The sequence below is a fragment of the Pseudomonas sp. TTU2014-080ASC genome, from assembly GCF_001446935.1.
Lineage (GTDB): Bacteria > Pseudomonadota > Gammaproteobacteria > Pseudomonadales > Pseudomonadaceae > Aquipseudomonas.
Window position 1 is genome coordinate 200,472 of the sequence record NZ_LKKK01000013.1, and the last position, 12,489, is coordinate 212,960.

13 protein-coding genes and 1 pseudogene are annotated in these 12,489 nt (G+C 57.3%); 7 read left to right on the forward strand and 7 right to left on the reverse strand.

All coding sequences use genetic code 11. The annotated features are described in order from the left end of the window. Positions 1-39 precede the first annotated feature (39 nt). Positions 40-813, forward strand: a complete 774-nt coding sequence (locus tag AO726_RS17410; protein ID WP_058069376.1) for an enoyl-CoA hydratase — start codon at positions 40-42, stop codon at positions 811-813. Between the two features lie 58 nt (positions 814-871). Here AO726_RS17410 and pyk read toward each other — a convergent pair whose 3' ends face one another. Together pyk and AO726_RS17420 are read right to left on the reverse strand one after the other, a co-directional pair. Further along, positions 872-2,323 (reverse strand): pyruvate kinase, encoded by a 1,452-nt coding sequence (pyk, locus tag AO726_RS17415; protein ID WP_058069377.1) that lies wholly within the window; start codon positions 2,321-2,323, stop codon positions 872-874. A 127-nt stretch (positions 2,324-2,450) separates the two neighbouring features. Then, positions 2,451-3,248, reverse strand: a complete 798-nt coding sequence (locus AO726_RS17420) for a tetratricopeptide repeat protein (RefSeq protein ID WP_058069378.1) — start codon at positions 3,246-3,248, stop codon at positions 2,451-2,453. A gap of 147 nt (positions 3,249-3,395) precedes the next feature. Between AO726_RS17420 and AO726_RS17425 the strand changes: the two genes are divergently transcribed. Then, positions 3,396-3,770, forward strand: a complete 375-nt coding sequence (locus AO726_RS17425) for a tetratricopeptide repeat protein (RefSeq protein ID WP_058069379.1) — start codon at positions 3,396-3,398, stop codon at positions 3,768-3,770. Positions 3,771-3,832: 62 nt separating this feature from the next. Further along, positions 3,833-4,255, forward strand: a complete 423-nt coding sequence (locus AO726_RS17430; RefSeq protein WP_058069380.1) for a DUF4124 domain-containing protein — start codon at positions 3,833-3,835, stop codon at positions 4,253-4,255. Positions 4,256-4,312: 57 nt separating this feature from the next. Here AO726_RS17430 and mqo read toward each other — a convergent pair whose 3' ends face one another. Both mqo and AO726_RS17440 read right to left on the reverse strand, forming a co-directional pair. Then, positions 4,313-5,815, reverse strand: a complete 1,503-nt coding sequence (gene mqo, locus AO726_RS17435) for a malate dehydrogenase (quinone) (protein WP_058069381.1) — start codon at positions 5,813-5,815, stop codon at positions 4,313-4,315. A gap of 441 nt (positions 5,816-6,256) precedes the next feature. Beyond that, the gene (locus tag AO726_RS17440) at positions 6,257-6,490 is read right to left on the reverse strand and encodes a hypothetical protein (protein WP_058069382.1); all 234 of its coding nucleotides are present in this window, start codon (positions 6,488-6,490) and stop codon (positions 6,257-6,259) included. A gap of 172 nt (positions 6,491-6,662) precedes the next feature. Here AO726_RS17440 and AO726_RS17445 point away from each other — a divergent pair, with 172 nt between their 5' ends. Both AO726_RS17445 and AO726_RS17450 read left to right on the forward strand, forming a co-directional pair. Next, positions 6,663-7,244, forward strand: coding sequence for a YajG family lipoprotein (locus tag AO726_RS17445; protein WP_058069383.1), 582 nt, complete (start codon positions 6,663-6,665; stop codon positions 7,242-7,244). Between the two features lie 210 nt (positions 7,245-7,454). Further along, positions 7,455-7,721, forward strand: a complete 267-nt coding sequence (locus tag AO726_RS17450) for a hypothetical protein (protein WP_058069384.1) — start codon at positions 7,455-7,457, stop codon at positions 7,719-7,721. 51 nt (positions 7,722-7,772) lie between these two features. Here AO726_RS17450 and AO726_RS17455 read toward each other — a convergent pair whose 3' ends face one another. After that, positions 7,773-8,936 (reverse strand): 1-acyl-sn-glycerol-3-phosphate acyltransferase, encoded by a 1,164-nt coding sequence (locus AO726_RS17455; protein WP_058069385.1) that lies wholly within the window; start codon positions 8,934-8,936, stop codon positions 7,773-7,775. Positions 8,937-9,181: 245 nt separating this feature from the next. On the opposite strand from AO726_RS17455, the gene AO726_RS17460 reads away from it, so the two are divergent. Both AO726_RS17460 and AO726_RS17465 read left to right on the forward strand, forming a co-directional pair. Beyond that, positions 9,182-9,442, forward strand: a complete 261-nt coding sequence (locus AO726_RS17460) for a putative signal transducing protein (RefSeq protein ID WP_058069386.1) — start codon at positions 9,182-9,184, stop codon at positions 9,440-9,442. A gap of 37 nt (positions 9,443-9,479) precedes the next feature. Then, entirely contained in the window at positions 9,480-10,097 is a 618-nt protein-coding gene (locus tag AO726_RS17465; RefSeq protein WP_058069387.1) for an SOS response-associated peptidase, read from the forward strand. A 66-nt stretch (positions 10,098-10,163) separates the two neighbouring features. Here the strand turns inward: AO726_RS17465 and AO726_RS21655 are convergent, their stop codons facing one another. Then, positions 10,164-11,006, reverse strand: a complete 843-nt coding sequence (locus AO726_RS21655) for a methyl-accepting chemotaxis protein (protein WP_446737434.1) — start codon at positions 11,004-11,006, stop codon at positions 10,164-10,166. A 15-nt stretch (positions 11,007-11,021) separates the two neighbouring features. After that, a pseudogene (locus AO726_RS21660) lies at positions 11,022-12,314 on the reverse strand (HAMP domain-containing protein); the annotation flags it as partial. Between the last annotated feature and the right edge of the window lie 175 nt (positions 12,315-12,489).

Below are 12,489 nucleotides of genomic sequence, written 5' to 3' on the forward strand. Positions count from 1 at the left end.
GGTCGCAAGTGCGTGGCCGAACAGTTGTGAGGATGGTGTATGAGCGAACATGTGTTGGTTGAGCGCGGGCAAGGTCTTGTCACGCTGCAGATGAGCCGTGCTGATAAAAAGAATGCTCTGACCCGAGCCATGTACAGCGCTATGGCTGATGCTCTGAATCAGGCCGATCAGGACAAGAGTGTACGTGCGGTTTTGATTACCGGCGGTGAAAGTTGTTTCACCAGTGGCAATGATGTGGCGGACTTCATTCAGGCACCGCCAACCGGGCTGAACAGCGAAGTGTTCCAGTTTATGAAAGCACTGTTCGATTTCAGTAAGCCGGTAGTTGCGGCGGTAAATGGCCCGGCTGTTGGAATCGGTACGACTATGCTGCTGCACTGCGATCTGGTCTACATCGGTCGCAGCGCTACATTGAAAATGCCATTCGTGAATTTGGGCCTGTGTCCTGAGTATGGTTCGAGCCTGATTTTGCCGCGTATGCTCGGCCATGCCCGTGCTGCTGAACTGTTGTTATTGGGCCAGAGTTTTACAGGTGAGCAAGCCGCGCAGTGGGGCATTGCTAATCAGGCGCTGGAGGATGGCGAGGCGACTGTGGCTGCTGCGCGAGAGGTCGCACTGCGCTTCAATAAGCTGGCACCTTCTGCGGTTATCGACAGCAAGCGCCTGATGCGTGATCCGGGGCGTGAAGAGTTGCGCAGAGTGATTGAGGAAGAGGGCGCACTGTTTGGTCAGCGACTGCGTTCGCCTGAGGCTATTGAGGCTCTGAGCGCGTTTATGCAGCGACGTGAGCCGGACTTCAGCAAGTTCGTCTGAAGGTTTACTGAATAAAAAAGGCCGCTCGGTGAGCGGCCTTTTTGTACGTGAATGCTGATCAGACCAGCGCTTCACCCACATGCAGCAGTTTCATGGTGTTGGTGCCGCCGATGGTGTGGTAGCTGTCACCCTTGGTCAGGATTACCCAGTCACCAGCCTGCACCACGCCACGCTTGAGCAACTCGTCCACCGCAGCCTGGCTGACTTCGCTCGGCTGCAGTGCCGCTGGATCAAACGGCACGGTGTAAACACCGCGGAACAGCGCCGCGCGGGCCTGGGTTTCGCGGTGCGGAGAGAAAGCAAAGATTGGTACCGAAGAGCGGATACGCGACATGATCAGCGGGGTATAGCCGCTCTCTGTCAGGGCGATGATTGCCTTCACACCGGGGAAGTGGTTGGCGGTGTACATCGACGCCAAAGCGATGCTTTCGTCGCAACGCTCAAACTCGGTGCCCATGCGGTGGCCGGAGGTTTTGCTGGTCGGGTGCTTTTCTGCGCCCAGACAAATACGCGCCATCGCCTGTACCGCTTCCAGCGGGTAAGCACCGGCGGCGCTTTCTGCGCTGAGCATCACCGCATCGGTGTAGTCCAGCACGGCGTTGGCCACGTCGGAGACTTCGGCGCGGGTCGGCATTGGGTTCTGGATCATCGACTCCATCATCTGCGTGGCGACGATCACCGCTTTGTTGTGCTGGCGTGCGTGCAGGATGATTTTCTTCTGGATCGCGACCAGTTCAGCGTCGCCGATCTCCACGCCCAGGTCACCACGGGCAACCATCACCGCGTCTGAGGCCAGAATCAGGCCGTCCAGCGCTGCGTCATCGGCCACAGCTTCTGCACGCTCGACCTTAGCCACAAGCCAGGCACTACCACCGGCTTCTTTGAGCAGGCGGCGGGCGTACTCCATGTCGGAGGCGTCGCGCGGGAAGGACACCGCCAGATAATCCAGCTCCATTTCTGCAGCCAGTTTGATATCGGCTTTGTCTTTTTCGGTCAGCGCTGGTGCTGTCAGGCCACCGCCGCGGCGGTTGATGCCTTTGTGATCGGACAGCGGGCCGCCAATCAGTACTTCACAGTGCAGCTCAGTTGCAGTGGCAGATTTAACCCGCATAACCACGCGGCCATCGTCTAGCAGCAGCTCGTCGCCGACGCCGCAGTCTTTGACCAGGTCGGGGTAGTCGATGCCTACAACCTGCTGATTGCCTTCGGTCAGCGGGTGGCTGGTGGAGAAGGTAAAGTTGTCGCCAACATTGAGCTCAATGCGTTTGTTAGCGAACTTGGCAATACGGATTTTCGGGCCTTGAAGGTCACCAAGCAGGGCCACATGGCGACCGTGTTTAGCGGCCAGCGAGCGCACCAGTTGGGCGCGGGCTTTGTGTTCGTCCGGGGTGCCGTGAGAAAAATTCAAACGGGCTACATCCAAGCCAGCAATGATCAGCTGTTCCAGAACTTCCGGGCTGTTACTGGATGGGCCAAGTGTGGCAACGATTTTGGTACGGCGAATGGACATGCACAAACTCCTGAATGGCAACACAGTGGCAGGCTACTACGGTGCGGCTGTGTAGTCATGCTCCTGTGTCGCTACCTTGTGCAAAACCTGATTAAAACGGGCGAACTACAGACAACAATCGGTTATTTCATTGATTGAGGGCTTGATCCAGATGACGACCGGCCTTTTCGCTGAGGCTGCTGTCTGGGAACTGCACCAGCAGACGGCGGAAGTAAGCGATGGCTTTGTCGCGGTCGGGTTTCGGATTATCCACAGCGAGATACATGAGACCGAGCTGATACAGCGCCTTCTCTTTGATATCCGCAGCAATGGCTGGATCGCTCAAGGCCAGCAGATACAGCTCTTCGGCTTCGTCCACGCGGTTTTTCAGTACCGCACGGCGTGACAGCAAAGTCATATCGGGATCAAGGCTAGGCTTATACAAATCCAGCTGCTGATTGGGTTGCCAGGTGGCGAGCAGCTCGCGGGAGGTCTTCTGCAGGGTATCCCCGGCTCGCTCTCGGATGATCACAATGCGCGCCTCGGCCCGCTCGGCGGCGCGGCTGGCAGGAAACTCGTTGAGTACCTTATAGAAATAGTTGAGCGCTACGGTGTCATCACGTTGGTCGTTGAAGCGGTTCATGTAGATCAGGCCGATCTGGTACAGAGCGATGGCACGCACATCATCGCTGAGTTTGGTGTCCTGATAACCGGTGAGGTATAGCTGCTGGGCTTGCTCGGTTTTGGCATCGCGGATGGCCTGGGCGCTGTAGGTCAGCAGATCACCTTCTTCTTCAATGGCTGCCTGCATCCGGTGTTCTTTCATGGCCTTGTACTCAACCACTTCGTTGGTGGTGATCTGGGCAATAAACAACGGCGTTGTCGGGGCGCATGCGGCCAGCGCGAGGGCGCAAACCAGCAGGCTCAGGCGGGAATTCGGCAGCATAGGGACTCCAGGGGCGGGACCGATTTTTCCGAGTCTATTGAGACGAAGGTGCGCCCGCCAAGGCTACTGCGTCATTACCCAACGGAGGATGTGTGCTGTAGAAATTTTGCAAACGGCCGATAACGGGCTATCGAAGGAGAACCCATCATGCGAATTCTTGTATTTGCCGTGCTGTTGGCGGCAGTCGCGGGCTGCACAACCCGTCACAATCTGGACAGCAACCTGAATAAGGCCTATCAGGCTTACGATGAAGGTAACTGCGAGGCAGCAATTCTGTATTTATCCAAAGCCGAGCGTAACAGTCGTTCCCGTCGCTATATGCAGCCGGAAATCTCCCTGCTGCGCGGCCAATGCTTGGAGCGTCAGGCTCTGTATGTGGATGCCATGCAGACTTACCAATACATCAACGCCCATTATCCTGCCAGTGAGTACGCTTATCGCGCCCGTGCGCGGATCGAGACACTGCGCCAGCTGGGGCATGGTGGTGAGCCAGCCGTGAAGGTGAGCGCGGTCAAACCCTGAACTGGCACTTAAGCGGCATTGCCATCTAAGCTAGCTCACTGAATCTGCCTCTGGGTTATGCCATGCGCGCTTTAATCTGCTTGCTTATTGTGTTGCCGGGGCTGGCCGGCGCTGAAATCTACCGTTGGACGGATGCCAATGGTCAGGTGCATTTCGGTCAGCGCCCTGCAGGTCAGGGGGCCGAGCAGATTCAGGTGAAGCCTCAGGTGGTCGAGCGGGATCAGCTCACCCGTGAACGTGAGGCGCGCACCAATCAATTTTATGACGCGCGCCGACAGGAGCAGGCCAGCAATACGGCCAAAGCCCGTGAGGTGCAACAAAAGCGTGCGCAGCAGTGTCAGGACTTGCGTCGACGTTTGGCGACGGTCGCAGAAGGCGGCCGCTATTTCCGTCAGGAAGCAGACGGCACTCGTACCTATTACAGCGATGAACAGATGGATAGCACTCGCAGCCAATTACACAAAGCCATCGCTGAGCGCTGTTGATGTACGCAGATAGCCCATAAAAAAACGCCCCGAAGGGCGTTTTTTTATGGCGATCGATCAAGCGTCGCTGCTGATGTTCAGTTGCAGCAGCTGGTTTGAGCGAGCCTGTACTTCTTTATAGCGCGCTGCATCGGTGGCCATTTCGTTGCGGCTGGCTGGGAAGATCTCCTTCAGCTTGCTGCTCCACTGCTCGGATTTGAGTTTGTCGCCGAAGCAACGCTCAATCAGGTCGAGCATGATCGAAACGGTCACGGATGCGCCCGGCGATGCGCCCAGCAGTGCAGCAATCGAGCCGTCCTGCGCAGCTACCAGTTCTGTACCAAACTGCAGAACGCCGCCTTTCTTAGCGTCCTTCTTGATGATCTGCACGCGCTGGCCTGCGATCTCCAGGCGCCAGTCCGAAGCTTTAGCTTGCGGGTAGAAACCTTTCAGGGTTTCCAAGCGTTGATCCTGAGATTGCAGCACTTCTTTGACCAGATACTTGGTCAGGTCGAAGTTGTCGCGGGCAACTGCCAGCATCGGACCGATATTGTTCAGACGCACCGACATTGGCAGATCAAGGAACGAGCCACGCTTGAGGAACTTGGTGGTAAAGCCGGCGTAAGGGCCGAACAGCAGGGAGGTCTTGCCATCTACTACGCGGGTGTCCAGATGCGGTACCGACATCGGTGGTGAGCCAACCGCCGCCATGCTGTAGACCTTGGCCTGATGCTGTTTGACCACCTCAGGGTTGTCGCAACGCAGCCACTGACCGCTGACCGGGAAACCGCCGAAGCCTTTACCTTCCGGGATGCCGGACATTTGCAGCAGTGGCAGTGCAGCACCGCCAGCGCCAAGGAAGACAAACTTGGTTTGAAGCTCGCGGGTATTGCCGCTGTTCAGGTCTTTTACAGTGACCAGCCAGCCGTTGCCGCTGCGCTGCAGGCCAACCACTTTCTGGCTGCAGGATACTTTGGCATTTTCCTGCTTGTTCAGGTGATCAAGCAGATTCAGGGTCAGGCGACCGAAGTTAACATCGCTGCCTGCTTCCACGCGGGTCGCGGCAATCGGCTCGTTGGCGTCGCGACCTTCCATCATCAGTGGCATCCACTGAGCCATGGTGGTGCGGTCTTCGGTCCACTCCATGGCCTCAAAGGCATGGTGAGCGGTCAGCGCGCTGTGGCGCTTTTTCAGGTACGCAATATCTTTCGGGCCGCGCACGAAGCTGATGTGCGGAACCGGATTGATAAAGGATTTAGGGGCGTTGAAGTGACCCTTCTCGACCAGATAGGCCCAGAACTGCTTGGATTCTTCGAACTGTGTGTTGATGGTGACTGACTTTTTAATGTCAATCGAGCCGTCAGCAGATTCCGGTGTGTAGTTCAGCTCACACAGGGCGGCGTGGCCGGTGCCTGCGTTGTTCCACGGGTTTGAGCTTTCCAGTGCACCGGAAGCCATCATCTCGACCACTTCCAGCTTGATGCCGGGATCGAGCTCTTTCAACAGTACGGCCAAAGTCGCACTCATGATGCCGGCACCAACCAGCACCACATCCACTGTTTCGTAAGCGTTCTGCGCCATTACCACTTCTCCGCAAACCTGTACTCAATAGACGTAAACGAGCGTGTATTAACACCGCCGATCAGCAGTCGACGAGATACTCATAGGTGCAGGAGGCAGACTTCTTCAGGCTGTTGCCAACCGTGAGATCGTTCATCTTCGCCACACTCTTGTGAAGTTTTTCCAACCGTTTTTTCACGCTCTTTTGGAGTCGTGAACCTCAAATCACATCAATCCGGTTAGTTACTTCAGGTTATAAGGCCGAGCTATAGCGTTCGACCGGAAGTCTGAAGTGCAGGTTCTCTGGATTGTGCGCAGCGGGCGACTCTCTGGGGCGCGGCCGATGAAGGTGCATCAGCGCTACGGCAGGCCCGGTTCAGGAGGCGACCTTATAATCGGGCGCGATTATAAGGGCAAAGTAGGAAAAGTGGTCGCTTGAAGTGAGTTTTCTTCAAATCTGCATCAGGTAGCCAGTTGTGGCTGCTGTTTGTGCTTGCAGGAGATGCCTCTAAGGCGGGCTTTTGCAGGGAGTGGGCGGCTGAGCAGGCTCAGGCGGTATTCGTCGATCTCAACCCAGCCGCTGCCTTGAGGTGCTTCGGTAGCTTGGCGCAGCGCGCGGCAAATGCCTTGCTGATCGACCAAGGCAAAGCAGCGTACGGGTTTGAACAGGTTCAGCAGGTGTTTGAACAGTCTCATGCCGTTCTCTCATTGTGGGGCAGGTATAGCCTTTATCCCACAGGCCGATGACAGGTATATGACGGGAACCTGATAGCTGTTAAATGTCCTAATAGCTGTGCTGTGCGACCATTCCTAAGGTCGCTATACTGCGCGCCAATTCAGTTCAATGCTTTTGCAGGAGAAATTAAGCATGCGTCGTCTGCTGTTAGGTCTTTTGACTGTTGCCAGTATTTCTCTGGTGGGGTGTGCCCACAGCCCGCAACAACTGAACCCTGATCCTAAGCTGAACAGCCCGCTGACTGCGGTAGGGCGCGGCCAGCCTGTGGTGGTGAAGGTGGTCGATGGCCGTCCTTCTCAGGTATTGGGCACGCGCGGCGGTCTGTACCCGGAAACCAGCGCAATCAGCGTCAGCAGTAATGCGGTCGTACCTAAGCTGCAGGCTCAGGCTGAAGCCGCTGTTCGCCTGCTCGGCTTTACTCCTACGCCCAATGCGTACAACGCTCCGCAGTTGACCTTGACCTTGGCTGAGCTCAAGTATCAGTCGCCTAAAGACAAGCTTTACGTGACTGAAGCGGATATGACCGCGAATATCCGGGTCGATGTGCAGAACAGCAGTCGCCGTTACACCGGCCGTTATGGCGCATCGTTGAATCAGCGCTTTGGCATGGCGCCGAATCAGGCGACCAATACCAAGCTGGTCAGCGATGTTCTGAGCGATGCTCTGACCCGTGCGTTCAAGGACGCAACCATCGGTCAAATGCTCTCCCAGTAAGTCTGTATGTTGTTAGAAAGCCCGGACTTTCCGGGCTTTTTTATGCCTGCCGACTGCATCAGGACGCGGCGCGACAAATTGGCGCGCAGGTCTGCGACTCGTCGGAAAGCCACATCAGGCCGCACCTCTGATCTGTAAGATGCGCGCTTTCCGGGGCCCCCCCCGACAGTTAGGGCAGCCGCTTGGCTGAAGCGTTTCCTGAGGTTGTGTATGTCGTTGCAAGTGCTGTGGATGGTGGTCCAAGGGCATGCTGCCCAATGGCTTAATGGTTTGGCTATGTTCTTTGCGATTGCGGGGTCTTGGCTGGCAATTGCCACCCGTGTTCGTGTCCAGCGCGCCGCAGCGCTGGGATCAGCGCTTTCCCGGGCCTGGGACGAAAGCGACCCGGTGTTGCGCTTGAATCGATTCTTCTATGTGTTTGCGTTCGTGACATTGGGTATGGCACTCACGCTGTCTTGGTGGAGTACCACGCTTTAAGGCGCATCTGATGCAAAAACGGCAGCTTATCGCTGCCGTTTTTGTTGCTGCTCAGAGCGGTAGTCCCGCCTTGATCCGGTACTGATTACGCACCGGGGTAGCGTATTGCAGGATTAGGTAAGGCTGTTGCTCCGCCGGACAGCTGTTGAGGCGGCGCTGCCATTCTGCCTCGGCTTTTGCCAATTCGGCGGCCGGGAACAGCTCGCTGGCTTGGGGAACCGATAGGGCAGGGTCACGCTGGTTCCACATGGCGTAGGCCAAGTAGTGCACAGGGAACAGGCGGTAGCCGCTCAGAATCTGCTGATCCACTTCGCCGGCCAGTTGTTTGCTGTCATCCATGTTGCGCACGGCCTGTTCGCCGAAGTGGATGTGCACGCGCCCTTTGTAGCCGGTAATGCCCTGGGCGATGCTTAGGTCATCCTCGCCCTGAGCTTTGGTGTAGCTGCCGCTGGTTTCGCGGATATAGAGCTCGCGCGCTTTGGCCAGGTCGCAGGGGTCATATTCATAGCTGATGGAGACTGGAATAAGGCCCAGGCTTGCGATCACGTCGGCGAACGGCTCGTCCTTGCGGCTCATGTGGAACATCTTGAGGATGGCCGAGTCGGTGCGGTCGTCGCCATCTTTGGCGCGGCCTTCTGCCTGGGCGATCCAGATTGACTCGCCATCGTTGCGAATCGAATGGTTGATGTAGGCAGACAGCAGCTGGTACGCCGCCAGCTTCTCGCGGCGACCAGTAAGGGAACGGTGCACGATAAAGCTCTTATTCAGGCGCATCAGGTCACTGACGAAGGGCTTTTGCAGCAGGTTGTCGCCAATGGCGATGCGCGGGGTGGGCAAGCCTGCGTGGTACACCGCGTAGTTCACAAACGCCGGGTCCATCACGATGTCACGGTGATTGGCCAGAAACAGGTAAGCCTTGCCTTTCTGCAGGTGCTCAATGCCGGTGTAGGTGATGCCATCTGTGGCACGCTCAATGGTGCGGTCTACATAACCTTCAACATGCTCCTGCAGATCGGCCACGCTGCGCACATCACGGAACTTGGCGCGCAGGCGGTGGGCAATCATCGGCTTCAGTAGCCAGCCGAGTGAGTTGGCCAACCGGGGAAAGCGGAACTGGGTCAGGATGTTGAGAAATGCATCATCTGCCAGAAGGCGTGAGAGTACAGCAGGTACCTCTGCGTCGGCATAAGGTCGGATGGCATCAAATTCGCCCATCATCATCTCTTGTTGTGGGTGACTGTAAAACGGTTCTGTTGGTAACGGGCGCTGCCTCTGGGGCTGAGCACTCAGGTTGGAGATTCAGCAGAGCCTAATAAGCGCACATTATACGCTCAACTTGGGGATTGGCTGTGAGGCTGGTGGTGGACGGCGGGAATAATTGCTTATGAGCGTGTTCTATAGTGATGCCGTATGGCTAATTGGCGATGTCTCGCGGGCAATGATTCAACAGGGGGATCAGGATGCAGCGGATTTATGAGCCACAAAATCTGATGGAGGCGGAGCTGTTGCAGGGCATGCTCGCCAGTGAAGGGGTTGAGACGTATGTGTCCGGTCAGCATCTGTTGGGGGCAGTAGGCGAGTTACCGGTCAGTGGCTTACTAGGACTGATGGTGGACGATGAGGATGTCAGTCGGGCACGGGCGCTGATTGCTGCGTACAATGCCGCTCAACCATTGCCCGATGATGAGCCAGTGAGTGTGCCTGGCACGCTGTTGTGCTGATCGCTGGCGCTTTATTTCAGAGACTCCAGGTTTATCCATGAGTGGACGTTTTGCGTTGTTCCGCTGGACCCCAGCTTTTGCGGCATTGCCGGGGTTCCCGGCGGACCAGACGCCGCACTGGAACATTTCTCCGCATCACCAGGTTCTACTGCTGCGCAATGTGGGGGGAGAGCGGCAGCTGGCGCGGGCGCGCTGGGGGCTGACTCCACCTTGGCTGACCGATATGACCAAAACGCCAGCCCATGCCCGCTGTGAAACCCTGAGTAGCCAACCGATGTTCCGCGAACCATTTCGCCAGCGCAGAGGGCTGATTGCTGCGAACGGTTTTTACGAATGGCGGGGGTCGGCGCGAAAGCGCCCGTATTGGATCACTGCTGAGGTGCCGTTGCTATATTTTGCCGCGCTGTGGGAGGCGTACCCGGTTGAGGGGCATGTCTACCTGAGTTGCGCCATGATCACCGGGCCGGCTGCCAGTTTGCGGCGTCCGGTGATTTTGGATGAGGCCGCACAGGCACTGTGGCTGGCTGAGGATGCTTCGCCAGACGAGCTGCAGGCCTTACTCGATGGGCCACAGCCGGTATTGCGTGAGCGAGGGTTGGCTACGTTGGTTAATGATCCCAAGCTGAATGGTCCTGAATGCCTGACGCCAGCCTGAAACCGGGCGGTAATGCAAAGGGGCGGCAATCGTTGGATTGTCGCCCCTTTTGTTTGGTGGGACTGATCAAACCTTGAATTGATTGATCAAGCGACGCTGCTGCTCGGCCAAGCGGGTCAGTTCGGCGCTGGCCTGGTTGGCTTCATTCGCGCCACTGGCTACTTCATTGGCCACCTGGCCGATGTTGTTGACGTTGCGGTTAATGTCTTCAGCCACCGCGCTTTGCTCCTCGGCTGCACTGGCGATCTGGGTGTTCATGTCGTTGATCACTGAAACAGCCCGTGTGATGGTCTCCAGCGAGTCAGCTGCTTCATTGGCGTGCTCAACGCTGTCGTTGGTCTTGGCCTGGCTCTGCTCCATCACCCGTACCACTTCACGGGTGCCGTTTTGCAGTTGTTGGATCATGAGCTGAATTTCTTCTGTGGCGTGTTGGGTTTTCTGCGCGAGGTTGCGCACTTCATCGGCCACCACGGCAAAGCCGCGACCTTGCTCACCAGCTCGGGCTGCTTCGATGGCGGCGTTGAGGGCCAGCAGGTTGGTTTGCTCAGCAATGCCGCGGATAGCCACCAGAATGGCGTTGATGTTTTCGCTGTCCTTGGCCAGGGTCTGCACTACACCCACGGCCCGGCCGATCTCTTCGGCCAGCGCGCCAATGGCAGTGGCCGTTTGCTGTACGGTGCTTTTGCCCTGATTGGCCGCCAAGTCGGCATGGTTGGCCGACTCTGCGGCGAGCGTGGCGTTACGGGCTACATCCTGGGCGGTTGCGGTCATTTCATGGACGGCGGTTGCCACCAGTTCGATTTCAGCCAACTGCTTCTGCATTCCCTGGTTGGTGCGGATGGCGATGTCGGCGGTGTGCTCCGAGGAGTCGCTGACTTTCTGCACCGAGCCGACCACTTCGGCGATCATGGTTTGCAGCTTGCCGAGGAAGGCATTGAAACCTTGCGCAATCTGGCCCAGTTCGTCCTGGCGGTTGACCTGCAAGCGGACGGTGAGGTCACCGTCGCCTTTGGCAATATCATCCAGCATGCCCACCATCTGCTTCAGCGGGCGGGCAATGCCGTGTCCGACAAACCATATCACCAGCAGGCCAATGGCCGCGATCAGCAGACCTACCAGGGTCATGCCAAGTGCATCGGCATCGCGCTGATCGGCTAGTTCCTGTTGCAGGGCCTGCAAATCCGCCATGACGGTTTGCAGCGGGAGCATCAACATCAGGGTCCAGCGGGTGTCGCTCTGGCCGATGCTGAAGTTGAGGTACAGATCAATGTGGGACTGCTCGTCGGCGCTGTCCGCATTGATCTTGAACAGAGGCTTGCCCGGCTGTAGCGAGCTGATGGCGTCCAGATTCTGTTGCCCCATCAGCTCACGTGCTGGCTCACCGAGTTTGTCTGGAAATTGAGTTGAGGCCACCAAGCGGCCGTTGCTGGCGATCAGGGCCATTTCCCCTGCGCCGTTGTAGAGCTGTGCGTCGGCGTGGGTCAGCAGATCCTGGATGAAGTTCAGGGACAGGTCAGCTCCGGCAATGCCTTTGAACTCGCCATTGACCAGAATGGGCGACGTAAAGGACGCCAGCATGGTCATTTTGCCGCCTACTTCATACGGTGCAGGGTCTGTTACGCAAGGGCGTTTCTTCTCTTTCGCGCAGAGATAGTACTCACCTTCGCGCACGCCGGTCGGCAGCAGTTTCTCGCTCTCCATCATGCTGATGGCATCAATACCCAGGCTGCCGTCAGCGTTGCGGTACCACCAAGGCAGAAAGCGTCCGCTGCCGTCGTAGCCATTACCGGTTTCGCCTGCATAGAGGTCGTCAGCGCCGTCGAAAGCGTTGGGTTCCCAACCGTAATAGGTGCCCAGCAGTTTTGGTGTCTGCTTGGTTGTCTGTTGCAAAAGCCCAGCCAGCTCTTCACGGCTGAGGTGCAGTAGGTTGGCTCCGCTGCTGTCGGTTTCCCCCAGCATGGCGCTGACCCTGGCTAAGTCGGCGGTCACCTGAAGAGGCATTTCCAGTTCACGCTGAATGCTGCCGGCCTCAGTCTGGATGCGCGCAGTGAGGCGTTCTTCGAGCATTTTTTCGAGCAGGGCCGAGGTGCGTTGTTCAACCAAGGCCTGGGTACGGTCGCTGGCGAACAGCGCATATATGACCAGAGCCGCCACAACCGCCAGTACGCTGGTTCCAGCGAGTACGGCGACAGAAAACTGAATGGATCTGAAATTCATCTCGAGCCTCGCTCAGATTTAGCCTGCTGAATGTGTCGGCCGTAGTAGCTGAAACCTTAACTACAATGTGATTTACCTCACGTAAGTTATATCGGGCTTTGTGAAGATTTGATAGCACATGGCTAGCCGTCTGGGCGGTTGCTCTGCGGCGGGGCGGGCCTTAGCATACAGCCTG

Bases quoted from the DNA above. Each gene is read 5' to 3' on its own strand.
- AO726_RS17410 (WP_058069376.1), top strand. From the start codon at position 40: ATGAGCGAACATGTGTTGGTTGAGCGCGGGCAAGGTCTTGTCACGCTG.
- pyk (WP_058069377.1), bottom strand. From the start codon at position 2,323: ATGTCCATTCGCCGTACCAAAATCGTTGCCACACTTGGCCCATCCAGT.
- AO726_RS17420 (WP_058069378.1), bottom strand. From the start codon at position 3,248: ATGCTGCCGAATTCCCGCCTGAGCCTGCTGGTTTGCGCCCTCGCGCTG.
- AO726_RS17425 (WP_058069379.1), top strand. From the start codon at position 3,396: ATGCGAATTCTTGTATTTGCCGTGCTGTTGGCGGCAGTCGCGGGCTGC.
- AO726_RS17430 (WP_058069380.1), top strand. From the start codon at position 3,833: ATGCGCGCTTTAATCTGCTTGCTTATTGTGTTGCCGGGGCTGGCCGGC.
- mqo (WP_058069381.1), bottom strand. From the start codon at position 5,815: ATGGCGCAGAACGCTTACGAAACAGTGGATGTGGTGCTGGTTGGTGCC.
- AO726_RS17440 (WP_058069382.1), bottom strand. From the start codon at position 6,490: ATGAGACTGTTCAAACACCTGCTGAACCTGTTCAAACCCGTACGCTGC.
- AO726_RS17445 (WP_058069383.1), top strand. From the start codon at position 6,663: ATGCGTCGTCTGCTGTTAGGTCTTTTGACTGTTGCCAGTATTTCTCTG.
- AO726_RS17450 (WP_058069384.1), top strand. From the start codon at position 7,455: ATGTCGTTGCAAGTGCTGTGGATGGTGGTCCAAGGGCATGCTGCCCAA.
- AO726_RS17455 (WP_058069385.1), bottom strand. From the start codon at position 8,936: ATGGGCGAATTTGATGCCATCCGACCTTATGCCGACGCAGAGGTACCT.
- AO726_RS17460 (WP_058069386.1), top strand. From the start codon at position 9,182: ATGCAGCGGATTTATGAGCCACAAAATCTGATGGAGGCGGAGCTGTTG.
- AO726_RS17465 (WP_058069387.1), top strand. From the start codon at position 9,480: ATGAGTGGACGTTTTGCGTTGTTCCGCTGGACCCCAGCTTTTGCGGCA.
- AO726_RS21655 (WP_446737434.1), bottom strand. From the start codon at position 11,006: ATGATCGCCGAAGTGGTCGGCTCGGTGCAGAAAGTCAGCGACTCCTCG.